Raw genomic sequence first — 21,976 nt, 5'->3', positions numbered from 1 at the left:
CCAGCCAGTAGCGCCGCGGTTCGCCGAATGCTGATACTCGCCTACTCCTCGATCTCGATCGCGTGTTCCGGGCAGTTGGCCTCGGCGAGGCGCGCCTTGACTTCCAGTTCTGGAGGCACCGTCCCGTCGCCGCGCTCCTTGGAGTTTCCGAGTTCGTCCGAGTCGAACAGTTCGGGCGCTAGCGAGTAACAGCGGCTGTGGCCCTGACAGCGGTCGCAATCCACACGCACTTTCATGGGAACACCACCGGCAGCGTGCGCGGACCGCGCACCTGGCCGCCCGCCCAGGTGACCACACTGGCGTTCTCCAGGCGGAACTCCGGAATGCGGGCGAGCCATTCCTCAAGCGCGACGCGCATTTCCATGCGCGCCAAATTCGATCCGGCGCAGCGGTGGATGCCAACCCCGAACGCGATGTGGCGGTTCTGTTCGCGATCGATGAGCACCTTGTCGGCGTCGGGGAACACGGTGGGATCGCGATTGGCGGAGGGGAAGGACATCAACACCCGTTCACCCGCACACATCCTCGTGCCCTGGAATTCGGTGTCGCCGCTGACGATGCGGGCCATGGTGACCGGCGAGTACGCGCGCAGGAACTCCTCCATCGCGGTGCGCAATAGCCCCGGATCGGCGGCGAGCCGGCGGCGATCGTCGGCATGCGTCGCCAAATGCCAGAGCGCGGAGCCGATGGAACTCCAGGTGGTGTCGACGCCGGCCACGAGCAAGAGACCGCAGGTGCCGAGCACGTGCGCGTCCGGCACCGGCTGGCCGTCGACCCGCTGCGCGAGGAGATACGAGATGAGATCGTCCTTCGGCTCGCTCTTGCGCGCGGCGACCTGTTGCATGAGGAACTGCAGCGCTTCGAGTCGGCAACGGCGGCGCAGCTCCGGGTCGGTGAGACCGAGTTCGAGGACGCCGCGCACCCAGTAGGTGAACGTGTCGGACATCGACTCGTCGACACCGAGCATGTTGGCGATCACGCGCACGGGGATCTGCTGCGCGTAGTCGACGGCGGCATCCGCGCGACCGCTGGCGATGAAGCGGTCGATGAGCGCGCGACAGAACTGGCGTGTCGCCGGCTCGAAGCGTTCCACCGCTTTGGGCGAGAACAGCGGCAGGATCAGCCGTCGCGCCCACGTGTGCTCCGGTGGATCGCTCGAGATGGGCGGCGACTTCACGGCGGCATACTCGTCGTCGTCATCGAGCGTCGGCGCAACGGTGATGTCCGTCGAAGAGAAGCGCTCGACGTTGCGCGCGATGGCGAACACGTCTTCGTAGCGCGTCGGCAACCACGATCCACCCCAGCGGTCGCTATGCGCCACCGGGCACTTCTGTCGCAGATCGCCCCAAACCCCGAACGGGTCGGCGACGTATCCGGGGTCGAAGATGTCGTAGTCGGTCGCCCAGTCTTTCACCGGTGTGCCCATCGAGTCAGACCTCCCTTCCGTAGCGCAGCATATACTCCCTTTCCGCCGAGATGCGGAAGGGAAAACCCGGGCACTGACAATACGACCCAACGTTGATCGGCCAAAACCTTCACCACGAAGAACACGAAGGGCACGAAGAGGAGCCGAAAGAAGGTTTCATGAGTTCAACCCCAACCCAACCGCATTACCAATGCGGTTACGACAAGCCGACCGAGAACTCTTCCGACGCCCCCCTTCGTAGTCTTCGTGCCTTCGTGGTGAACTCAGATCAAGGTTAAGATTCGCGATTGAAGCGAGGCCTTCGCTTCTCGAGGAACGCCAGCATCCCTTCACGTTGATCGGGCGTGCCCATCGTCGACATCACCGCTTGCCGCTCGTCTGCGATGCTTTCGGCGAGGGACTTCTCGCCAGCGCCGACGACGCAACCAAGCATGCCCGCGACCGCGAGCGCGGGCATCTCCGCCAACTCGAGCGCAAGATCGTGAGCCCGCTGAAACAGCTCGTTGAGTGGCCAGACTTCGCTGACGAGACCAATCCGTAGCGCTTCGGGACCGGAGATCTTCTTTGCCCGCAGAATCATATCCAGCGCGTGGTCGCGTCCCACGCAGCGCGTCAAACGTGCGCTGCCTCCCCACGCGGGCACCGTGCCCAGGTCGAGCTCAGGCAATCCAATCTTAGCTCCTTCCGTCGCCGCCAACCTGAAGTGACACGCGAGCGGGAGTTCGAGTCCGCCCCCGAGACAGTACCCGTAGAGAACCGCAATCACGGGCTTCGGAAGATTCTCGATGGCGCTCAGGACGCGCAGGCGTTGATCGAACACGGCTTCCAGGCTTCCCATGCGCGCGACACCCTGCGGAAGTTGTTTGAGGTCCATGCCGACGGAGAAGTTCTCTTCCCCCGAGCCGCGGATGACGATGGTGCGTACACCCGGGTCATGTGCAACGCGGGCGACCTCTGCCTCCAACGCGTCCATGAAATCGAGGCTCATGCGGTTTCGTGGCGGGTCATTGATGGTGAAGGTTTCGACAGCGCCGTAACGCTGGACAAGCAGCGGAGGCTCGCTGGCCATCTTGTCACGCGACATGACTACTCTCCTTTCGCCGCGTCGCGGCGATCGTGCGCCGGAGCGTTCGTCGGCGGAGTTGCGGCGCGGCTCATCTGCATCCCCACCAGGCGCGCAACCTCGCCTCACCCCGCCCACTGGCTTACCAGAGCGTCGGCACGTGTGCCTGCCCGCGCAACGCGCTGTCGGCGGTAATCAGGGTCAGGCCATGACGGCGCGCGGTGGCGACGATCAGCCGGTCGGCTGGGTCCTTCGGAAATGATGCGGGCAACTGTTCCGACGCAATCGCGATCTCCACCGTCAGGGGCAACACCTCCAACCCCGGAGCACTCGCCGCGGCGCGCAACCAATCCGGCCACGCACTGGCCTGTGCGCTGAGCACGATCCGCTGGTGCGCCAGGAGCCAGGCGGCTTCCTTGAGGGAGATCGCGGCCAAGCCGATCTTCGTGCGCTCGGCAGCCGACGCAACTGCCCGTCGAGCTTGCCGACCGAGCCTCGCATCACCCAGGACGCCCCACAGCCATGCATGCGTGTCCAGCAAGTAGTTCACGAGTGAAACCACTCGTCACCGGGGATGACCGGGCCCACGATGTCGCCGTGGATGGTCGCGGTCCCCTTCAGGCAGCCGAGCAGTCGAGCCGAACGGGCAACGCGCCGACTCTGCGGGGCAAGTACGGCAACCTCACGCGTCCGGTTGACGATGACGATCGTTTCGCCTTGTTCGGCGCGCCGTACGTAATGACTGACGCGGTCGCGTAGTTCACCGATTCTCACTTTGGTCATGTCGTCATGGTAGCCAAGTATTTTGGCCAAGTCGAGCGTCTGGGAGAGTCGACTCGCGGACATCGTGAGCATCCCAGCGCGGCGCGCCCATCTTGCGGATTCGCAGGCGACTCCATCGCTACTGAGTCTCGCATACTACAATGCCACGGTTCTGCCCCCGAGCCTGAAGGCCCGGGCTGAAATCAGGCGCTCGCTGCGGACCGGAGATACTCTCCTTCCGCATGGAAGGAGCGCGGCACTGTCGATCATCGATCCGGGTCTTCGGTTCGCCGATCGTGCGCCGGAGGGTTCGTCGGTGGAGTTGCGGCGCGGCTCATCTGCATCCCCACCAAGCGCGCGACGAGAATCGCCAGATAGAACTGCCCGGTGATCCCCTCGGCGACCGCCGCGTAGCGGGCTTGCAAGGTCAGCGGCGTGATGTCGCCGTAACCGATGGTCGATAGGGTCGTGAAGCTGAAATAAAGGAGGATGGGGAACCTGTACGCCTCACCGATATCGCTAGGAGTAGGAGTCGGGAATTGGAACGCCTCCGGGTGGCGCGCGAAGATCACGACGTACAAGAGCCCCCAGCAGATTCCGAGCAGCAGATAGATCGACACCGACAGGGTGATGGTCTCGCCCGTCACCTCGCGCTGCTTCAGCAAGCTGCGCAACAGGCTCCAGGTAACGTACGAGAAGAACAGCAGCCAAGAAACCGACCCTACCACGACGAGCTCTGGGCTTGGGGCGAAGAACGCCCACACTCGCTCGGTAACTGCCGACGCGGCGAGCGCCCAGCCGACCAACCTTCTCCTCCGACGCTGAAGCAGAAGCCTTTCTCGTTCACCTACCAGATCGTCGACCTGAATGGTGAGGATGGCGACGAGTCCCACGAGCAGGGTCGCGACGCTGTAGGCGATGGTGGCGGCGCCTGTGTCGCCGAGGAACGGCCTCACCGCGAACATTCCGACGATCGCGAGCAGCAGAGCAGTGTGTCGCCGCGCGAGGAGATCACGGCCGATCGCTTCGGTTAGTCGCATCAGGATTCCGTCACCGAGCCGAACTCGCACAGAGCGCATCGTGCAGCGTAAGGCGGTGCGCTCCTTTGTCTTGATCGGACAAAATTTTCACCATGAAGTGGTCACGAACTGTGCTACCCGAAGACGATGAAGCGGGAATTCGTGTAGGGGCACTGCTCGCTGCGCCCCGCCGGGCCGGGCAAGCGCGGCCCCTACGGCCCTGCCCAGCGCGTCGAGCCGTCGCAACTTCATTTCTGTGGAGCGCCCTTGCGGTCCTTGGCACTCTTGGGGTGCGATCCCTTCGTGACCTCCGCAGCCTGGACGGCTTCGGCCCGGATCGCCGCGGCGATGTCGCTACTCACGCGCACGAGCGCGCGGCTGTGCGCGGCGGCGAGCGCGTCGAAGCCGCTGCCTTGCAAAGGCTCGCGCGCGAGTGTCCGGCCGGAGCGCGGCTCGCCGCCCGCGGTTGCGCGCACGGTCCACACCGTTTCAACCACCGCCGCCTCGCCGGCGAGCGACTCGAAGCGCTGGACGTTGATCGTCACCCGATAGGCTGGACTGAAGTTCGCGAGCGGGGCAACGGCGACGTCGGGCGTCCCGAGCAACACCGCGAGGTCGCCGGCGACGACGCGGGCGATGCTGTCGTTCAGCGGCGACGCCCAGAGATTGAACTCGTCGACGTCGACCCGGTTGGGCGCCACCTGCACCACGAACTCCGGCCGGTCGACCGATGCGGGGATGGAGACGGGTCCGACCAGTACGGCATACGATGCCGCCGGAGCACTGTCCGGCGTCGCCGCCGCATCGAGAGTGTAAAAGCGCGCCGGTGCCGACGCGCTGCAACCAACCGCCGCCGCCGCGACCAACATCAATGAGAGTGCGTGCGTGATCCGGCTCGCCATCACTTCTTCTCCTCCGCCTTGCCGCGAATGAGCGACTCGGGATGACGCTCGAGGTAGTCGGCCAGCACGCGCACCGAGCGCGCCGCGCGGCTCACCTCCTGAAGCGTGTTGCCTAACTCCGCACCGAGTACGGAATTCGGTTCGATCAACTTGTTGGCGTTGTCGAGCGTGCCGCGGCCGCTCACCAGCGCGCGATCGAGATCGGCGATCGTCTTCTCTAGGTCTTCGCCGATGCTCTTGATCGGCACTTGGTCGAGTTTCTTGATGATGTTCACGACGCTGGCCTGGATCGCCGCGAGTTCACCCGGGACGGTCGGCAACTCCGGCGGCGTACGTGACCAATCCACGGTAACGGCGGGTGTGCCCGGAAAGACCTCGAACGCCACGAACAAAGATCCCGTGAGCAGGTTGCCCGTCCGCAACTGCGCGCGGGCGCCGTTGGACACCAAGGTGTCGATCAGTTTCTTGCGAATGCTGCCTATGTCTTCGCCGGGTGCGAGGTCGCGTACCGCGACCCCGAGTCGCTGCGCGTCCAAGTGGATGGTCACCGGCGCGGAAAACTCAAAGGTCTTCGCGTCGATTTGCGCGTTGATTTCGGCGACCTCGCCGATCGCAATCCCGTGGAACTCGACCGGGGCGCCGGGGGCGAGTCCGCGCACCGATTCCTTGAAGGTGAGCACAAAGGTCTGCGGATCGTGGGCGGGCAGCTTGAAGGCATCGGCGCGATTGTTGAACAACGTGAAGACGGTGTTCTCCTCGGCGGGCGGCGCCAGCCCATCGGTCGGCGGCGTCTCGAAGGCGACGCCGCCGATCAAGATCGACAGCGCCGACTGCGTCTGCACGGTGAGGCCCGCCGCGGAAAGCGATACGTCGAACCCGCTGGCGTGCCAGAAGCGCGTGTTCGGCGTGATGTATTGATCGTAGGGGGCGTTGATGAACAGCTTGAGGCTCAACGCTTGGCCGTCCTTGTCGAGTTGGTACGACGCCACCTGGCCGACCTGCAAGCGCCGGAAGAAGACGGGCGTGCCGCTGTCGAGCGATCCGAGGTCGGGCGTCTTCGCGATGAAGAAACGCCCGCGGACTTCGCCGGTCACGACCGGCGGCGTTTCGAGCGCCACGAAGGTGCGCATACTCTTGGTCGACTGGCCGATATCGATGGCGACGTAGGCGCCGGAGATGAGCGTGTTCAATCCGGTCACGTTGGCGCCCGAGATGCGCGGCCGCACCACCCAGAAGCGCGTGTCATCGACCAGAAAGCCTTCGGTCTTCGGCGCCATCTGCGCAGTGGTGATCACCTGCGAGTGGTCATCCGAGAGCCGAACGGTAGTGACCACGCCGACGTCGACGCCGTTGTACTGAATCTTCGTCTTGCCGGCTTCGAGTCCTTCCGCCGACTTGAAGACGATCTCCACCTTCGGTCCCTCGCCGAGGATGCGTACCACCGCGACCCAGGCTCCGGCGATCGCCGCTACGATCGGGATGAACCAGACCAGCGACAGGCGCGTGCGTTTCTTGCTCAAGGCTCTCGACTCGGGAACGTGCGGGAGCGGGGCATCGCTGTCAGACATGCCGAACCTCTTTCGCGTCTAGGGAATCCCAGATCAAACGTGGGTCGAAAGACTCGACCGCGAGCATCGTCAGCACTACCACGGCGGCGAAGAAGAACAAGCCGGGCGCCGGCGCCACCGACATGAGCGGCTGCAGTTGCACCAGCGCGGCGGTGAAGGCATCGACGAACACATCGACCATCGACCAGCGCCCGATGAACTCGACCACCCGGTACATGCGCACCCGCTGCCCGTTGTTCGCAGTCGAGCCGCGCTGCACGGTGACGAGCAAGTACACCAGCGCGATGATCTTCGCGCTCGGGATCATGATGCTGGCGACCAACACGATGAGCGAGAGCGGCCACCCGGTCGGCGACCACAGCAGGATGACGCCTTGCAAGATGGTGTCGGAGTCCGACCCCGCCGCGGTCGTCGTCGTCAGCACCGGGAGGATGTTGGCCGGGATGTAGCAGATGGCCGCGCCGATCACGAAAGCCCACGTGCGTTGTAAGCTCTCGTGTTTACGGAAGGTGAGTTCCTCGCCGCAGCGTGGGCAGCGCCCGTCGTGCTCGCCGGCGGCGGGGCGCGACAACAGGGCGCAGCGTTCGCAGCTCTGCAGGCCGTGTTGCATCGCGGTCGAGACGGTTGCGCTCATGACATCACCGCGGCCATGCCGTTACCACTCCGTGTGCCGCGCGTTGGTGTCGGCCCATTCGATTCGGTGCCACACTTCGTGCGGATCGAAGTTCGCTTGCATCGCCGCGAGCACGAAGACCAGCGCACCGAGAGCGAACAGCGCGATGCCGGGGATCACCGTCGCCAACTCCGCGATCTTGATGAGCGCGACCAGCACGCCCAGCATCATTACTTCGATCATGCTCCAGGTGCGGGCAGTCGGATGATAGCGCAGCAATGTGCCGACCCAACGCGACGGGCGCGCACGATGAGCGCCGAGCACGATCGCCAGCATGAAGCCGATCTGCAACGCCGGCGCGATCACGGCACTGAAGAGGACGAGCGCGGCCACAACCTCCTGCCCGTCTTGCCAGAGCTGCGCCGCACCGCCGAACACGGTGGTGGAGGCGGCGCGGCCGACGGCGTTCAGGCCCAGCATCGGCGTGGAGTTCGCGAGCGCGAAGAGTGCGACCGCCGCGACGCTGAGCGCGAGTGTGCGGTTGAGCGAGTCTTCCCGCGGGCGCCACAATTCCTCGTCGCAGCGCGGGCAGCGCGCCGACGCGCCGGGTGCGAGATGCGGTAGCCGCTGCAGGAGATCGCACTGCGGGCACGCGAGCAGCGACGTGTCGGCAAACGGACGATTGAACACGGCGCTATACAAGCGCACTTCCGCGCCGCAGCGCAAGCCTTGCGCGCCCTAGAGGCGGAGATTTCCGAGGATGACTTGAAGAATCCATCGTGTTACGAGTCGCCGAGCGACGTGTGACTCTACCGACATCACGCGGTGGGAGGTTAAGATGAAGGACGAGGTTTCAACTAGCGATGTGGTCGCGGGCATCTTGAAGACCCGCGCAGTGGCGTTCTTGGTTTTGGTTCTGATGGTTCTTGCCGTTGGTTCGGCGAGAGCCCAGCAAATCACCGGCGTTCCTGGTGCGCCGAGCACCACAACTACGATCGATGGGAAGCAACTCCCGCCGCCACCGATGAGGTTCGGCGGGGTGATCAAGGAGAGCGCCAAGGATTCCACACCGTGGTGGCCGCCGCGCATCGTGCCGGCCAAAGGCGCGCCCAACGTGTTGCTCATCATGACCGACGACCAGGGCTACGGCGTCACGGGTACGTTCGGCGGCATCATCCCGACCCCCGCGATGGATCGCATCGCCAAGGCGGGATTGCGCTACACGCAGTTTCACTCCACCGCACTCTGCTCGCCGACGCGGGCGGCGTTGATCACCGGGCGCAACCATCACTCGGTCGGCTACGGGGTCATCGGCGAGATGTCCACCGGCTTTCCAGGCTACGACTCCGTCATCGGACCTGACAGTGCCACCATCGGTGAGATCCTGAAGGAAAACGGCTACGCGACCTCGTGGTTCGGCAAGAACCACAATACGCCCACCTATCTGTACAGCGCGGCCGGGCCGTTCGACCAATGGCCGGTCGGCATGGGCTTCCAGTATTTCTACGGGTTCATGGGCGGCGAGACCGACCAGTGGACGCCCTACCTTTACCAGAACACCACGCCGATCACCCCGTGGGTCGGCAAGAAGGATTACAACCTCATCACCGACATGGCTGACGAAGCCATCAAGTACATGAGCAGTCTGAATGCAGCCGCACCCGAGCAACCGTTCTTTGTCTATTACGTGCCCGGCGGCACCCACTCGCCGCACCAGCCGACCAAGGAATGGATCGCGAAGTTCAAGGGCAAGTTCGACATGGGCTGGGAAAAGTTGCGCGAGCAGATCTTCGCCAATCAGAAACGGCTGGGCGTGATTCCGGAAGGCACCCAGCTCACGGCGTGGCCGGACGGTCAGGCCGAGTATGGCGGCGCGAAGCTCCCGCGATGGGACTCGCTTTCATTTCTCCAAAAGAAACTCTACGCGCACCAAGCGGAGGTATTCGCCGCCTACGCAGCCTATACCGACCATGAGATTGGCCGCGTGATACAGGCGGTCGAGGACATGGGCAAACTCGACAACACGCTGATCATCTACATCAGCGGCGACAACGGCACGAGCGCCGAGGGCACTCTGGAGGGCACGTTTAACCAGATGACAGCCTACAACGGGATTCTGACCCTGCCGGAGGCGGTGCAAATGTTGCACTATGAAAACTGGGGTTCGGACAAGACCTACCCGCACATGGCGGTGGGCTGGACGTGGGCGTTCGACACACCGTTCAAGTGGACCAAGCAAATCGCGTCGCATTTCGGCGGGACCCGGCAGGGCATGGTCGTCTCGTGGCCCGGCCACATCAAGGACGCCGGCGGTGTCCGCACGCAGTTCCACCACATGATCGATATCGTGCCGACAATCCTTGAAGCCACAACCATCCAGGCGCCGGCGACGGTCAACGGCATCGCGCAGAAGCCCATCGAAGGCGTGAGCATGGCTTACACCTTCGATGCGGCGAATGCCAAAGCGCCGTCGAAGCGCGACACGCAGTATTTCGAGATGTTTGCCAACCGCGGCATCTACCACGACGGCTGGTATGCCTGCACCACGCCACCCGAGGCGGTCTGGCTCCTCGGCACCAAGCCGCTGCCGCCCGTGAACGACTACAAGTGGGAACTCTACAACATCGCCGAGGATTATTCGCAGGCCAATGATCTCGCGGCCAAGAATCCCGACAAACTCAAAGAACTGCAGGCGGCGTTCCTGACGGAGGCCGCGAAATACCAGGTCTTCCCATTGGATAACTCGACCCTGCCGCGCTTTGTGACACCGCGGCCAAGCGCGGTCGCCGGGCGGACGGAGTTCACCTACATCGGTGAGAATGCCAACATTCCCGTCGGTAATGCGCCGAGCATTCTGGACAAGGACTACACCATCACCGCCGAGGTCACCGTTCCCGAAGGCGGCGCGGAGGGAATGATCGTGACGATGGGCGGCCGCTTCGGCGGCTACGCGATGTTCCTGCAAAAGGGCAAACCGGTCTTCGTCTATAACCTGCTCGATCTGGAGCGATTCCGCTGGGAAGGCGGCGTCGGGGCCATCGTCGGCGAGGACTTGTTTGGAAAGGCACTCGAGCCCGGCAAGCATACGCTGGTATTCGACTTCAAATACGACGGCCCCGGCCCCGGCAAGGGCGGCACTGGCGTATTCACCGTGGACGGCAAAGAACTGGCCAAGAAGACACTCAAGCACACGATCCCGATCATCATGGCCATCGACGAGACCTTCGACGTCGGTGTCGATACCCGCACGGCGGTGGACGACAGCTACAAGTTGCCGTTCCGCTTCACCGGGACAATCGACAAGCTGAGGTTCAAGCTCGGCCCGGACCAAATGACGGAAGCGGATCAGAAGGCCGCTGCAGAAGCCGTCGCCAAAGCCAAAGACTAGCGAGGCGCGCCTCGCGCAGATGGCTGATCGCGTATTGCATATGGTCCGGGTCATCAGCGATACGCCAAATGCGATGAACCGTCTGCTCAAACTCACCTCCATCATCGAAGCGGGCACGGGGTTGGCCTTGATCGCCGCGCCCTCCGTCTTCGTATGGCTACTGCTCGGTAGTGAAATCTCCGGCGCGAGTGTCTCCATCGGCCGAGTGGCCGGCATCGGCTTGCTCTCGTTGGGAGTGGCCTGCTGGCCGAGTCCGGACGCGTCGGTCGCAAACCTCCCGGCACTGCGGGCGATGTTGACCTACAATCCGCTGGTGACGATCTATCTTCTCTCACTGGGAGTCGACGGCGAACGCGTCGGATACCTATTGTGGCCGGCGGTAGTTGCCCACGCCGTCCTCACGTTCCTGCTCGGCCGCGCGTGGATTACCAATCGGCACCGGAGAAGTGAAGCGTGAGCCCACTGGAAATCGCATTGATCGTGTTTGCGTGCGTTTTCGGCGCCGCGATGCTCGGCTTGTTCATCGGCAATGCTTTACCCGATCATCACCTAAGCCCGGATACCAAGGATGTTGTGAAGCTGGCTACCGCCTTGATCGCCACCATGGCCGCGCTGGTTCTGAGTCTGCTGATCTCGTCGGCAAAGAGTTCATTCGACAAGATGAGCGAAGAACTGCTGCAGAATGCCGCGCGGGTGGTGACGTTCGACCGCGCCCTCGCCGACTACGGAGCGGAGACCAGAGAGTTGCGGGATCTGCTGAAACACGCCTATGCCGCCAGGATCGAACTGCTCTTTCCCGTCGACACGTCTCGGGCGGCGACACTGGACAGCCCTGAGCAAAACGTGCGGGCGGAGGGCCTTCGCACCAAGCTCTGGGAACTCTCGCCGCAGACCGAGGCGCAGCGCGAGCTGCGGTCGCAGGCCGTGGAGATCGCGAACGAGATGTTGTCGACGCGCTGGCTCCAACTGTTGCAAAATGAGAAATCAGTCCCCGTCACACTCCTCGTCGTGTTGGTGTCCTGGCTGGCGATCATTTTCGCCACCTTCGGGCTGTTCGCCCCCCGCAATGCAACGGTTGTCGCGGCCTTGCTCGTGTGCGCGCTGTCGGTCGCGGGTGCGATCCTTCTGATTATAGAGATGGACAGTCCGTTCTCAGGTTTGATGAGGGTCTCCAGCGCGCCGATGCGCGACGCGCTGGCGCACCTCGGGAAGTAGAATGATGTGGCGACTCAGTACAAGAAATCCCGACAGTGGATCCGTCATACCGGCGAAAGCCGGTATCCAGGTGGGGGCGCGTGGTCGAGCCTGGATTCCGGCTTTCGCCGGAATGACGAATTGGGAGACAGCTCCGCTTTACGGCAAGTCCTGGTCAGGCCATGGCTGTAAGCGTGGCGCGCCGCACCGAGTAAACGGAAGGACGAACCAATTGCAATTGCGATTCTCCTTCCGCGCCGTCGTGATCCCCGGCCTGCTGGCGCTGCTCGCCAGCGGTTGCACCACCGGCCTCGGCCCAAAAGCCGTCCGCAGTGAGCGGCCGGACTACAACGAACAAATCGCTCGCTCCGCCGATGCGGAGATGCTGCTCAATCTCGTCCGCCTGCGCTACAACGACACGCCGTTGTTCCTCGAACTCGGCCCGGTGCTCGCGCAGTACAACTACGATTCCGCGTTCACTGCCGGCGGTGAGATGCTCGGTTCGAGCAGCGGAGGCGCTACCGTCGGCACCACCCTCGGCTATTCGGAACATCCCACGATCACCTACACACCGTTCAGCGGCGATGAGTTCGCTACCCGCATGCTCACGCCGATCCCGTTGAATTCCTTCATGCTCTTCTCACAAACCGGCTGGAGCGACGAGCGCTTGCTGCTGGTGGCCGCGCAACGCGTGAATGATCTCTTCAACGCGCCCACCGCCACCGGTCCGACGCCGGAACACAAACCGGACTATGAACGCTTCGCCGACTTTGCCACGCGTCTCCATCGTCTGCAGTCAGCACGGCTCGTCGGTCTCAACTGGGAGACGAAGGAACATGAAAGCGATCGGCCCGGACGCAATCCGCATTTCTGGGTGCACGAGCCAGCCGATCCCAACAGCCCGCTCGCCGCGGACGTTGTCGCCATCCGTCGCGAACTCGATCTGGCGCCCGGTCGCGACGACTTCAATCTCACCTCGTTTCCGTTCAAGCGGCAGCCTGACGAAGTGGGGCTGCGTTGCCGATCGATGTTGAGCGTGTTGTACTTCCTGTCGCAGTCGGTGCAACCGCCGGCTCCGCACATTCAGGCCGGCCTAGTGACGACCACCAAGGACGACGACGGCCAGCCGTTCGATTGGTCGAAAGTGCTGGGAGACATCATGACCATCCATTCGCAGAAGGAGCGGCCGCTGCAAGCCCACGTGGCTGTCGCCCACCGCGGCTGGTGGTTCTACATCGCCGACGACGATCAGAGTTCCAAATCCACGTTCAGCTTGCTGCATCTGCTCTTCGCGCTGCAATCGGCAACCAGCAAAGGCAAGTCGCCGGTGCTGACGCTCCCGGTGGGCAGGTGAGGCGGTGGAGATCACGAAAGCACGAAATAGCGGAAGCCACGAAAGAAATTCCGGCCTCGAGGTTTCGAGCTTTCGGGGTTTCGTGATTCTCCGGACTTCAGAGGGCGAGGCAAGCATCGCCCCTACGCTTCGGATCGACGACTTGCGGTTCTGCCCTACTGCGTAGCGCCGGCTTGCCACGCGGGATCGTCGGCCAGCTTCGGCATGTGCGTCGGATCGACGAGCGCGTCCGGCACCTCGCTGTCGTACTTGATTTGCGTGACGCTGAGATCGGTGCTGGTGTTCTCGATCAGATCGGTCATCTTCGCGTGCATGATCGTGGGGACGCCGTCGATGGTGCTGACCGAATCGAACACTTCTCGCTTCCACGCGACCTTCCCGGATGGATCGTAGTAGTCGCGTTGCAGCGGCAGCATGCTGCTCTGCCCGACCCACAGGATGATGTGGGAGTAATAGTATTGAGGCGGCGGGAGCTTCTCATCCACCTTGTACGCGAGCGTCCCGCCGTGCTGTTCGCTTCCCAGCAGCTTGTAGTTCTTGTGCACGCGGACGAACCCGAGATCGGCGTAGGTGAAGTCGGTGCCGAGAAAATGCTGGAAACCGTCGATCGCAAGAATTTTCTTCACGCGCCGGATGAACGGCACGTACGTCCACATGACCGTCGGCTTGGTCGGGTCCTTTGGCTCGGACACCAGGAAGGCCATGCCGCGCACATCTTCCGGTTCCATCATCACCGTCACCATGCGCTTGCCGTCGGGCATTTGCTTGCGCGCCTGACGGGCGATGAATTTCTGCGTGTCGCCCATATCGCTGACCGTGATGCTGAGCGTGCGCGTACTCGCCCGCGCCGGTTCGAGTGCGTCCTTCATCTTCTGAACGATCTGGCTCACCGACGGCGGCGGCTGCGCCAACCCCGGTGCGATCACCACGATGAGTACGCCAAGCAATCCCCCCATTACTGCCAAGGCTCTACGCATTTGAGATCTCCTTCACACCCGGCCCGGAAGTTCCGGACAAAAGGTTCCCGCGAATATCCCCCATGAACAAAAAAATCGCAATGGTAAATCGACGGTGGCGAAAAATCTTCCGCGACCCCGCTGGACTTGCAGTGGCCGCTTATGGCAGCACCCAGTGCGCGATTCGAAGGACCCCCGCGATTGGCCTCAATCCGAAGAAGGGAACTCAACGCAAAGTCGCCAAGGCGCAAGGGCGCAAGGGTTTGGTCCGATCGCTTGGCATGAACGAACGCCTCTGAAATGACCTTCAGTGAAATGGGCTCTCTTCACAGAATATTCGCCTTGCGCCTTCGCGCCTTTGCGTTGGAGTATTTTCGGTTCAGGGTTCGCGATGCGCAATCTACGTGAGTCGTGATCATGGACGAGTCTTCACCGTCGCCCGCCGCGGGCGAATCGGATTCTCCTCAAAGCGGCATCGCGTTGTGGCTGGCTATCCTCGCCAGCGGTTTGCTCGTGGGTGGGTTGTCGGTGGCCTTTCACGCGGGGTTGGACTTCGCACTGCGGCAACGCGAGCAGCTCACGTTCTGGGCGAAGCCGCTGGGTGCTGCGGGCGCGTTGTTGCTGGTCGCCGTGTGCGCCATCGCCGTCGGGCTGGCGGTGTGGATGACTGGACGGTTCGCGCCGCTCGCTGCCGGTAGCGGCATCCAGCACGTCGAGGGTGTGGAGCGAGGCGTTGTGAAGCTCTGGCCGCTGTCGGTGGTCTGGGTAAAGTTTGTCGGCGGCATTCTCGGCATCGGCGGCGGCTTGGTGCTCGGACGCGAAGGACCGACGGTACAAATGGGTGCGTCACTGGCCGAGCATCTCGGAGCGCGCTTTGGGTTGTCGAGTGCGGCGCGCCGAAACCTTCTGGTCGTGGGAGCGGGTGCCGGACTGGCGGGCGCCTTCAACGCGCCGCTGGCGGGAACGCTGTTCGTCGTCGAAGAATTGAAGTGCCCGCTTCATCCGGCGATCTATCTCGGCACACTGCTGGCCTCCGTCGTGACCGATCTCTGCTGCCGCTTCTGGTTGGGACAAGCGCCGGAGTTGGCGCTGCCGCGCGAACTGCCGCCGCCGCTGCTGATGCTCGCGCCGGTAGTGTTGGTGGGTGCCCTGGGCGGAGTGATCGGCGTCATCTTCAACGCGGTCCTGATGCGGGCGTTGGTGCTGATGGACCGCTGCAAGCAACGGGTACCGGCGTGGATGCTTGGTGTGGCGATGGGCGTCGTGCTCGGCGGTGTGGCGTGGTTCGTGCCGGCGCTTCCGGGTGGAGGCGTGGTGTTTGCGGCACGCGTGCTCGACGGTGGCATCTCCACCGCCGCGGCTCTGTGGTTGCTCCCATTGAGTTTCGTGCTGACGATCGGCAGCTATGCGATCGGCGCCCCCGGCGGCATCTTCGCTCCGCTCCTGGTGCTGGGCGCGCTGCTCGGACTCCTTTTCCACGGCGCCTGGTTGGCTGTGCTGCCGGCACCGACGGCGGCGATGCCGGTACTAGCTGCGGCCGCAATGGCCGCGCTGTTTGCGGGAGTGGTCCGCGCGCCGCTGACCGGCGCGGTCTTGCTCGTCGAGATGACAGGCTCCTACGCGATCGTGCTGCCGCTGATCCTGGCGAGTCTGGCCGCGTACGCCGTCGCCGAAGCCTTGGGCAATCCGCCGATCTACGAATCGCTGTTGCAACGCGAGCTGCGGCGTCTACAGGCGAGCACCTAGTGAGTCCACCTGATCCTTTCGTAGTAGTCAGTTTCGAAACAGGCCGAGAATTGTCATCCTGAGCGCAGCGAAGGATCTCGCGCGACAGGAAGAGAGATTCTTCGCCTTCGCCTCAGAATGACATGATGGGTTGATTGGATTTTTCTCAAAATGATCTCTCACTGATAGTTTTTGGACTGGTTGCTCCACCGAGCATCTGATATTTTCCGCCAATGAAAATATTCCTAAGGATCTCGCTCATCGCGCTGTTGATGTCGTTCGCCGCCGGAACGATCGTTCGTGACGTCGTCGCGCAACAGGTGCCGGCCGAGGAGGAGATGCAGCCACCCGATTCACCCGCGACCGACGAGGCGAGCGGCAATGCCGAAGCCGGTCTTCCCGCGGTCGAACCTGGCCCGGCAGATCTCGACGAGCCTGCGGTCGAGCCGCCAGCGGAGCCTGAAGTGCCCGAAGCGGAATAACGCGAAGGGAACGTCTTCCCCCTTTGAAGAAAGGGGGACTGAGGGGGATTTTCCGCCCGTACGCAAATCCTCCCTGACCCGCGCCTCGTTCAACAGACCAGCGCCATCTCCGGAGCCCGGAGAATCACGAAACCCCGAAAGCTCGAAACTACGGGACCGGACTTCTTTTTTTTCGTGCTTTCGTGATCTCTGTATCGTCATCGAACTTGAGAGACAGGACACTCTCGGTATCGAGTACGGCGTAACCTCCGCTGATGACATTTTGGTTACACTCTCTAGGCACCCCCCGGGGGGGGGGTGTAAACTTTTGCCCTTGATGAAGAGCTGGTCGCGATGCAGGGAAGATGCTCAATCAACTGGGTGAGAAGGGTAGCTGAAGGTATTTCAGCGCAGAGGCTCAGGGACACAGAGGCGCAAAGGAGTTCGGATGGACTTTGAACGCAGAAGAGGAGGATTCGAGATGAGCAAATTGAATCGGATATCTGTTCGATCGGCGGTGGCTGGGTTTGCCCTCGCCGCGATGGTGGCGGGCTGCGCGGTGACGCAGCAGGTGAAGGTGAGCGACCAGAACTATTGCCCATTCCTGGGTAGCAGCGTCTGCTCGCAGCTTACCGCGACCAACGACAAGAAAGAGGCGGACCTGCGCTACATCAATCCGAGCGCGCAGTGGACGCAGTACAGCAAGGTCATGATCGAGCCGGTCAGCTTCTGGGGCGGCGACGATACGAAAGTCTCGCCCAAGGATCAGCAGGTACTGACGACCTACTTCACCAAGGTCATTCAGGAAGCGCTGGCGACGAAGTTCCAGGTCGTGGACCAGGCAGGCCCAGGCGTGCTGACGATTCAAGTCGCACTCGAAGACGCCACCACGGCCACACCGGTGATGCGCTCGATATCGGTGGCCGAGCCTCACGTGCGCTTGCTCGCCACACTGAAGTACCTGGCCACCGGCACGTTCCCCTTCGTCGGTTCCGCGCAAGCCGAGACGAAGATCAGCGACTCCGTCAGCGGTCAAGTTCTCGCGGCCGCGGTGTCCAAGCGCGTCGGCGGCGGTAGTCTCAAGAACGCCGCAGTGTGGGAGCTAGGCGACGCCGAGCACGCGCTCACATACTGGGCGCAGCAGATGGCGACGCGGCTGTCATCCTGGACGTCAGGCACGGCAGCGTCGTGAGTGGCAACGCGCAACGCGAATGAAAAACTGAGAAGGAGGATTTGTCGATGAAAGGAAGACTTCAATCAAAGGCGATGGCCATCATCTCAGCGTCGATGCTGGCTGCGCTCATGTGCGCCGCCGCCCCGGTGAGCGCGCAAAACGCCCGCGGTTCGGCGACCGGCCCCACGAAGGACAAGGGATACAACCATCCCGATCAGTTCATTACCATGGAGGATGTACCGCCCGCCGATAACATGTACCCGGTCATCAAGCACGCGGAGCAGGAAAAACAGGCGCGCGACAAGCTCGCCGCGTTGGAGAAAAAGACTGGCAAGAAACCCAACATCCTCATTTTCCTGCTCGATGACGTCGGCTGGATGGACATGGGCTTCAACGGCGGCGGTATCGCCGTTGGCAACGAGACGCCGACAATGGATCGCCTTGCCAACGAGGGCCTGAACCTCACCTCGGCGTACTCGACTCCGAGTTGTTCGCCGACCAGGGCGACGATCCACACCGGGCAGAACCCACTGCACCACGGCATCCTGCGCCCGCCGATGTACGGCGAGAAGGGTGGCCTCGATGGGGCGGTCACGCTCCCGAGCGTTCTCAAGAAGCTCGGCTACGTTACGCATGGGGTGGGCAAGTGGCACATGGGCGAGAACAAGGGCTCGCTGCCGCAAAACGTCGGCTACGACGACTACCTCGGCTTCCTCGGCGTCTCCGACATGTACACCGAGTGGCGCGACGAATACCTCAACCCCGAAGTGGCGTTGAGTCCGGAGCGCTTCGCGATGATGGTCAAGGACCCGTTCAACCACACCGAGGTGCACTGCACGAGCGCCGACCACGAGAAGTGTGAGAGCGGCAAGGAGATCGATCTCGACTACATCAAGCATCTCGACCGGCACTGGATGGAGAACAGCGTCGAGTTCATCAAGAAGATGAAGGACGCCAAGGAGCCGTTCTTCCTCTATCACGCCACCCGTGGCTGCCACTTCGACAACTATCCGGACGAGGAATTCGCCGGGAAGTCCCGCGCCCGCACCGTGTTCAGCGATTGCATGGTCCACATGGACCGCGTGCTCGGCGAGCTGGTGAAGACGCTTGAAGAGACGGGCCAGCTCGACAACACGCTCATCTTCCTCACCTCCGACAACGGGCCCGAGTGCGAGATCCCGCCGCATGGCCGCACGCCGTTCCGCGGCTGCAAAGGCTCGACCTGGGAGGGTGGAGTGCGCGTGCCAACATTCGCGTATTGGAAGGGGATGATCGCGCCGCGCCGCTCCGAGGGTCTCTTTGATCTCGCCGATCTCTTTAACACCGGCATCTCGCTCGCCGGCAAGCCGGGGGCGGCAGCGGGCGAGTTCGTGCCCAAGACCACCTACCTCGACGGCATCGACCAGACCGGCCTCCTGCTCGCCGACAACGGCGAGTCGGCTCGCAAGAGCCGGCCGTATACGCTGAACCAGTACTTCGCCGCGATGCGCGTGGACGAGTTCAAGTACATCTTCACGGCGGAGATCGAGAACGGCATGTTCCAAAAAGGAGACATCGGCGGCTTCAGCGGAACGATCGCGACCGAGACAGGTGGAGGGATCGTGGTCAACCTCTACACCAACCCGCAGGAAGATGCGTCGATTGGCGTACGCCACATTCCAATGGCGGTCCCCGTGATGGGTTCGGCCGGTTGGTACTACAAGGAGCTGATCAAGTATCCGCCGCAATTCAAGATCGGCTTCCTGTCCAACAACCCGCCGGTCTACGACATTATCCCGAAGGCGAAGGAAGCGCTCGAGAAGATGGAAATGGGTAAGCGCCCGGCGCCGCAGTGAGTGATTGACGAGCAACGGGGCGGGGTGGCCATGAGCCGCCCCGCTCCACATCTAGGCTGAGCGAGGGCAAATCGATGAGAATTTGTGTACAGCGAGTCGGCCTCACGATCATCGCTGCGGTGGTGCTGGCCGCGCTAGTCGGCGCTGCCGCTCCGGTGCAGGGCGCAGAGCAGAAACCGAACGTGGTCTTCATCCTCGCTGACAACGTCGGGTATGGCGACCTCGGGCCCTATGGCGGCGGCGAGTCGCGCGGCGCGCCAACCCCGCGCATCGATCAGCTCGCCCGCGAGGGTCTGCGCCTCACGCAGTATCTGGTCGAGCCCGGCTGCACGCCGTCGCGTGCGGCGCTGATGACCGGCCAATACTCGATCCGCAACGGCCTGTCGCTGATTATCGTGCCCGGCAGCGAGAGCACGCTCTCGAAGCGAGCGGTCACGATGGGTGAACTGTTCAAAGGCGCAGGCTATGCCACGGCCATCTTCGGCAAGTGGCACCTCGGCGCTGAACCGCAGAGCCTGCCGACTGCGCACGGCTTCGACGAATTCTACGGCATTCCACCCGACATCTCCTGGGACTCGGCCACCTACGTCGATACGATCTCGCTGACGCACTCGATCGACGCGCCACTCGATGCACTGCTGGCGAAGGGGCCGCAAATCGTCGAGTCAGTCGCGCGCGGGCCATTGCACACGGTCAAGCCGTATACGCGGGACGTCCGCGCCGAGGTCGACACTGAACTGGTGGCGAAGTCCATCGACTTCATGAAGCGACAGACGGCGGCAGGCAAACCCTTCTTTCTCTACTTGCCGTTCTCGATGGGGCATTTTCCGAATCTCCCGTCGAAGCAGTTCGCGGGCAAGTCGCGGATCGGCCAGTACGGTGACAAGCTGATGGAAGGCGATCACCACGTCGGGCAAATTCTCGACACGCTGAAGGAGCTCGGCGTCGATGACAACACGCTGGTCGTCTTCGCCTCGGACAACGGGCCGCAGGGTGAGACGGCGCGCGAGATGGGCAACCAGGGAACGCCGGACATGGGCAACGCCGGTCCGTTCCGCGGGGAACTGGGCGAAGCCACCGAGGGATCGATCAGGACGTTCTGCTTCGTCCGCTGGCCCGGCAAGGTCAAGCCCGACACCAACTCGTACGCGATGTTCTCGACCATGGATTTCTTCCCGACCTTCGCGAACATCATCGGGGGCAAGATACCCACGGATCGGCCGATTGACGGGGTTGACCAGACCGACGTGCTGTTCGGTAAGAGCGCGACCGGCAACCGCGAAACCCTGCTGACCTTCATCGGCGCGGATATGGTGGCGGTGCGGTGGAAGCAATGGCGTATGTACTTCACCGATGTGCAGCCGACCGGCATCGGGCCGCAGCGCCAGCCCGGTATGTTCTCGTCGAGTGCGCCGATGGCCGGGTATCCCAAGATCTACAACATCGAAATGGACCCGCACGAGGATCTTCAGGTCGGCGCGCTGTTCGGGTGGACGGCCGGCCCCTTGCTCGAGGTGGTGCAGAAATACAAAGAGACGCTCAAGAAGTATCCGAACCCGCCCGCGGGCAACCTGACGAAGTTCTGAGGCGAGATCAGGAACTGCTCTCGGGTTGCGGGGGTAGTGACAAGAAGGAGAGACAAATGAAATCGATGCATCTCAAGCTTGCTACCGCCGCGCTCGTTGCCACGCTGGTATCTACTAACGCGCAGGCGCAATCGCCGCAGGTTCCAATTCCGAAGTCGGCCGCCCAAATATCTGGCCCGGTGTCCGGCACCTTGATGACCAACGACTATGTCCAGATGGTCGGGCGCACGGCCTACTTCTGGGGCTATCCACTCGTCGCCACGAGCAGTCGTCGCGACGCGTTCGCCAAGGCGCCCGAGCGCATCTACCTCGGCGGGGTCGTACCCATGGCCCCCGTTGGCGACCTCACAATGCTGCACGACTACATCAGCGCGGAGCAGTCCTTCATCGTTTGCCCCAACCAGGATGTGGTGTACGGCGGGGGGTTTGCGGCGCTGGACAAGGAGCCGATGGTTTTCCAGGTGCCGGACTTCGGCAAGCGCTTCTGGGTCTATCCGATCTACGACAACCGCACGGATGAAATTGGCAGGATCGGCAAGCAATACGGCACCAAGCCCGGCTTCTACATGATCGTCGGACCCAACTGGAAGGGTAGGATTCCTGCGGGCATCTCCGCCATTGTGCGCTCTTCCACGGATCTAGCGTTTGCCATTCCGCGCATTCAGCTGGACGATACAGCCGAGGACAAGAAGGCCATCCAGGCGCCGCTTAGCAAGGTGATGTTCTATGCCCTGAGCCAGTTCAACGGAAAAATGAAGACCACCGACTGGAGCAAGACTCCGTCGGTCCCGGTGCCTGCGGGTCCGCCCAACACCTATAAGGGCTCCGCTTGTCAAGAAGACGAGACGGTAGCGTCACGGGGGCGGGGTGGCTCTCGTGTAGATCACTGACGCGTCGGTACCGCGGGTCGTGTGCTGACTTCGTTTCGCAGCGGGCACAGACACTGTGGT

General features: G+C 62.9%; 21 protein-coding genes. 10 read left to right on the top strand and 11 right to left on the bottom strand.

All coding sequences use genetic code 11. The features are described from left to right. Positions 1–41: 41 nt before the first annotated feature. The 10 genes from HYR72_15380 to HYR72_15335 all read right to left on the bottom strand — a co-directional run bounded on the left by HYR72_15380 (position 42) and on the right by HYR72_15335 (position 8,043). Positions 42–236 carry a ferredoxin gene (locus tag HYR72_15380; GenBank protein ID MBI1816359.1) on the bottom strand — a complete coding sequence of 65 codons (195 nt, stop codon included), beginning with the start codon at positions 234–236 and terminating at the stop codon, positions 42–44. Continuing rightward, complete coding sequence (locus tag HYR72_15375) at positions 233–1,426, bottom strand: cytochrome P450 (protein ID MBI1816358.1); 1,194 nt, start codon at positions 1,424–1,426, stop codon at positions 233–235. The genes HYR72_15380 and HYR72_15375 overlap by 4 nt, the downstream gene beginning before the upstream one ends. Positions 1,427–1,700: 274 nt before the next feature. Next, positions 1,701–2,495: an enoyl-CoA hydratase/isomerase family protein gene (locus HYR72_15370; protein ID MBI1816357.1), complete on the bottom strand. Its 795-nt coding sequence runs from the start codon at positions 2,493–2,495 to the stop codon at positions 1,701–1,703. Between the two features lie 136 nt (positions 2,496–2,631). Further along, positions 2,632–3,039 carry a type II toxin-antitoxin system VapC family toxin gene (locus HYR72_15365; GenBank protein MBI1816356.1) on the bottom strand — a complete coding sequence of 136 codons (408 nt, stop codon included), beginning with the start codon at positions 3,037–3,039 and terminating at the stop codon, positions 2,632–2,634. Continuing rightward, positions 3,036–3,272, bottom strand: a complete 237-nt coding sequence (locus tag HYR72_15360) for a type II toxin-antitoxin system prevent-host-death family antitoxin (GenBank protein ID MBI1816355.1) — start codon at positions 3,270–3,272, stop codon at positions 3,036–3,038. The genes HYR72_15365 and HYR72_15360 overlap by 4 nt, the downstream gene beginning before the upstream one ends. 245 nt (positions 3,273–3,517) lie before the next feature. Next, positions 3,518–4,291, bottom strand: coding sequence for a two pore domain potassium channel family protein (locus HYR72_15355; protein MBI1816354.1), 774 nt, complete (start codon positions 4,289–4,291; stop codon positions 3,518–3,520). A gap of 227 nt (positions 4,292–4,518) precedes the next feature. Next, positions 4,519–5,172 (bottom strand): membrane integrity-associated transporter subunit PqiC, encoded by a 654-nt coding sequence (locus HYR72_15350; GenBank protein MBI1816353.1) that lies wholly within the window; start codon positions 5,170–5,172, stop codon positions 4,519–4,521. Continuing rightward, the gene (locus HYR72_15345) at positions 5,172–6,740 is read right to left on the bottom strand and encodes an MCE family protein (protein ID MBI1816352.1); all 1,569 of its coding nucleotides are present in this window, start codon (positions 6,738–6,740) and stop codon (positions 5,172–5,174) included. The genes HYR72_15350 and HYR72_15345 overlap by 1 nt, the downstream gene beginning before the upstream one ends. Further along, positions 6,733–7,374 (bottom strand): paraquat-inducible protein A, encoded by a 642-nt coding sequence (locus tag HYR72_15340; GenBank protein ID MBI1816351.1) that lies wholly within the window; start codon positions 7,372–7,374, stop codon positions 6,733–6,735. The genes HYR72_15345 and HYR72_15340 overlap by 8 nt, the downstream gene beginning before the upstream one ends. A 21-nt stretch (positions 7,375–7,395) precedes the next feature. Further along, entirely contained in the window at positions 7,396–8,043 is a 648-nt protein-coding gene (locus HYR72_15335) for a paraquat-inducible protein A (protein ID MBI1816350.1), read from the bottom strand. Between the two features lie 229 nt (positions 8,044–8,272). On the opposite strand from HYR72_15335, the gene HYR72_15330 reads away from it, so the two are divergent. From HYR72_15330 to HYR72_15315, 4 genes are all read left to right on the top strand, one after another. Further along, positions 8,273–10,741: an arylsulfatase gene (locus tag HYR72_15330; GenBank protein MBI1816349.1), complete on the top strand. Its 2,469-nt coding sequence runs from the start codon at positions 8,273–8,275 to the stop codon at positions 10,739–10,741. 73 nt (positions 10,742–10,814) lie between these two features. Continuing rightward, positions 10,815–11,198 carry a hypothetical protein gene (locus tag HYR72_15325; GenBank protein MBI1816348.1) on the top strand — a complete coding sequence of 128 codons (384 nt, stop codon included), beginning with the start codon at positions 10,815–10,817 and terminating at the stop codon, positions 11,196–11,198. Then, a complete protein-coding gene (locus tag HYR72_15320; protein MBI1816347.1) occupies positions 11,195–11,956 on the top strand; it encodes a hypothetical protein in 762 nt (253 codons plus the stop codon). Before HYR72_15325 ends, HYR72_15320 begins: the two co-directional genes overlap by 4 nt. A gap of 211 nt (positions 11,957–12,167) precedes the next feature. Continuing rightward, positions 12,168–13,289: a hypothetical protein gene (locus tag HYR72_15315; protein ID MBI1816346.1), complete on the top strand. Its 1,122-nt coding sequence runs from the start codon at positions 12,168–12,170 to the stop codon at positions 13,287–13,289. 155 nt (positions 13,290–13,444) lie between these two features. Here HYR72_15315 and HYR72_15310 read toward each other — a convergent pair whose 3' ends face one another. Beyond that, a complete protein-coding gene (locus HYR72_15310; GenBank protein MBI1816345.1) occupies positions 13,445–14,266 on the bottom strand; it encodes an outer membrane lipoprotein-sorting protein in 822 nt (273 codons plus the stop codon). Between the two features lie 396 nt (positions 14,267–14,662). Here HYR72_15310 and HYR72_15305 point away from each other — a divergent pair, with 396 nt between their 5' ends. The 6 genes from HYR72_15305 to HYR72_15280 all read left to right on the top strand — a co-directional run bounded on the left by HYR72_15305 (position 14,663) and on the right by HYR72_15280 (position 21,916). Next, positions 14,663–15,991: a chloride channel protein gene (locus HYR72_15305; GenBank protein ID MBI1816344.1), complete on the top strand. Its 1,329-nt coding sequence runs from the start codon at positions 14,663–14,665 to the stop codon at positions 15,989–15,991. A 212-nt stretch (positions 15,992–16,203) separates the two neighbouring features. Beyond that, entirely contained in the window at positions 16,204–16,452 is a 249-nt protein-coding gene (locus HYR72_15300; GenBank protein ID MBI1816343.1) for a hypothetical protein, read from the top strand. A 460-nt stretch (positions 16,453–16,912) separates the two neighbouring features. Beyond that, on the top strand, positions 16,913–17,623 hold the full coding sequence (locus HYR72_15295; protein MBI1816342.1) for a DUF3313 domain-containing protein: 711 nt from the start codon (positions 16,913–16,915) through the stop codon (positions 17,621–17,623). A 74-nt stretch (positions 17,624–17,697) separates the two neighbouring features. Beyond that, a complete protein-coding gene (locus tag HYR72_15290) occupies positions 17,698–19,440 on the top strand; it encodes a sulfatase-like hydrolase/transferase (GenBank protein MBI1816341.1) in 1,743 nt (580 codons plus the stop codon). A gap of 74 nt (positions 19,441–19,514) precedes the next feature. Continuing rightward, positions 19,515–21,026 carry an arylsulfatase gene (locus tag HYR72_15285; protein ID MBI1816340.1) on the top strand — a complete coding sequence of 504 codons (1,512 nt, stop codon included), beginning with the start codon at positions 19,515–19,517 and terminating at the stop codon, positions 21,024–21,026. Between the two features lie 56 nt (positions 21,027–21,082). After that, on the top strand, positions 21,083–21,916 hold the full coding sequence (locus HYR72_15280) for a DUF1254 domain-containing protein (GenBank protein MBI1816339.1): 834 nt from the start codon (positions 21,083–21,085) through the stop codon (positions 21,914–21,916). Positions 21,917–21,976: the final 60 nt, after the last annotated feature.

Source organism: Deltaproteobacteria bacterium (assembly GCA_016178705.1).
Classification (GTDB): domain Bacteria; phylum Desulfobacterota; class Binatia; order HRBIN30; family JACQVA1; genus JACOST01.
This window is presented reverse-complemented; position numbering and strand designations above follow the sequence as displayed.

What these genes read in the sequence shown, in the direction of transcription:
- HYR72_15380 (MBI1816359.1), bottom strand. Translation starts at nt 236, where the DNA reads ATGAAAGTGCGTGTGGATTGCGACCGCTGTCAGGGCCACAGCCGCTGT.
- HYR72_15375 (MBI1816358.1), bottom strand. Translation starts at nt 1,426, where the DNA reads ATGGGCACACCGGTGAAAGACTGGGCGACCGACTACGACATCTTCGAC.
- HYR72_15370 (MBI1816357.1), bottom strand. Translation starts at nt 2,495, where the DNA reads ATGGCCAGCGAGCCTCCGCTGCTTGTCCAGCGTTACGGCGCTGTCGAA.
- HYR72_15360 (MBI1816355.1), bottom strand. Translation starts at nt 3,272, where the DNA reads ATGACCAAAGTGAGAATCGGTGAACTACGCGACCGCGTCAGTCATTAC.
- HYR72_15355 (MBI1816354.1), bottom strand. Translation starts at nt 4,291, where the DNA reads ATGCGACTAACCGAAGCGATCGGCCGTGATCTCCTCGCGCGGCGACAC.
- HYR72_15350 (MBI1816353.1), bottom strand. Translation starts at nt 5,172, where the DNA reads ATGGCGAGCCGGATCACGCACGCACTCTCATTGATGTTGGTCGCGGCG.
- HYR72_15345 (MBI1816352.1), bottom strand. Translation starts at nt 6,740, where the DNA reads ATGTCTGACAGCGATGCCCCGCTCCCGCACGTTCCCGAGTCGAGAGCC.
- HYR72_15340 (MBI1816351.1), bottom strand. Translation starts at nt 7,374, where the DNA reads ATGAGCGCAACCGTCTCGACCGCGATGCAACACGGCCTGCAGAGCTGC.
- HYR72_15330 (MBI1816349.1), top strand. Translation starts at nt 8,273, where the DNA reads ATGGTTCTTGCCGTTGGTTCGGCGAGAGCCCAGCAAATCACCGGCGTT.
- HYR72_15325 (MBI1816348.1), top strand. Translation starts at nt 10,815, where the DNA reads ATGAACCGTCTGCTCAAACTCACCTCCATCATCGAAGCGGGCACGGGG.
- HYR72_15310 (MBI1816345.1), bottom strand. Translation starts at nt 14,266, where the DNA reads ATGCGTAGAGCCTTGGCAGTAATGGGGGGATTGCTTGGCGTACTCATC.
- HYR72_15305 (MBI1816344.1), top strand. Translation starts at nt 14,663, where the DNA reads ATGGACGAGTCTTCACCGTCGCCCGCCGCGGGCGAATCGGATTCTCCT.
- HYR72_15300 (MBI1816343.1), top strand. Translation starts at nt 16,204, where the DNA reads ATGAAAATATTCCTAAGGATCTCGCTCATCGCGCTGTTGATGTCGTTC.
- HYR72_15295 (MBI1816342.1), top strand. Translation starts at nt 16,913, where the DNA reads ATGAGCAAATTGAATCGGATATCTGTTCGATCGGCGGTGGCTGGGTTT.
- HYR72_15290 (MBI1816341.1), top strand. Translation starts at nt 17,698, where the DNA reads ATGGCCATCATCTCAGCGTCGATGCTGGCTGCGCTCATGTGCGCCGCC.
- HYR72_15285 (MBI1816340.1), top strand. Translation starts at nt 19,515, where the DNA reads ATGAGAATTTGTGTACAGCGAGTCGGCCTCACGATCATCGCTGCGGTG.
- HYR72_15280 (MBI1816339.1), top strand. Translation starts at nt 21,083, where the DNA reads ATGAAATCGATGCATCTCAAGCTTGCTACCGCCGCGCTCGTTGCCACG.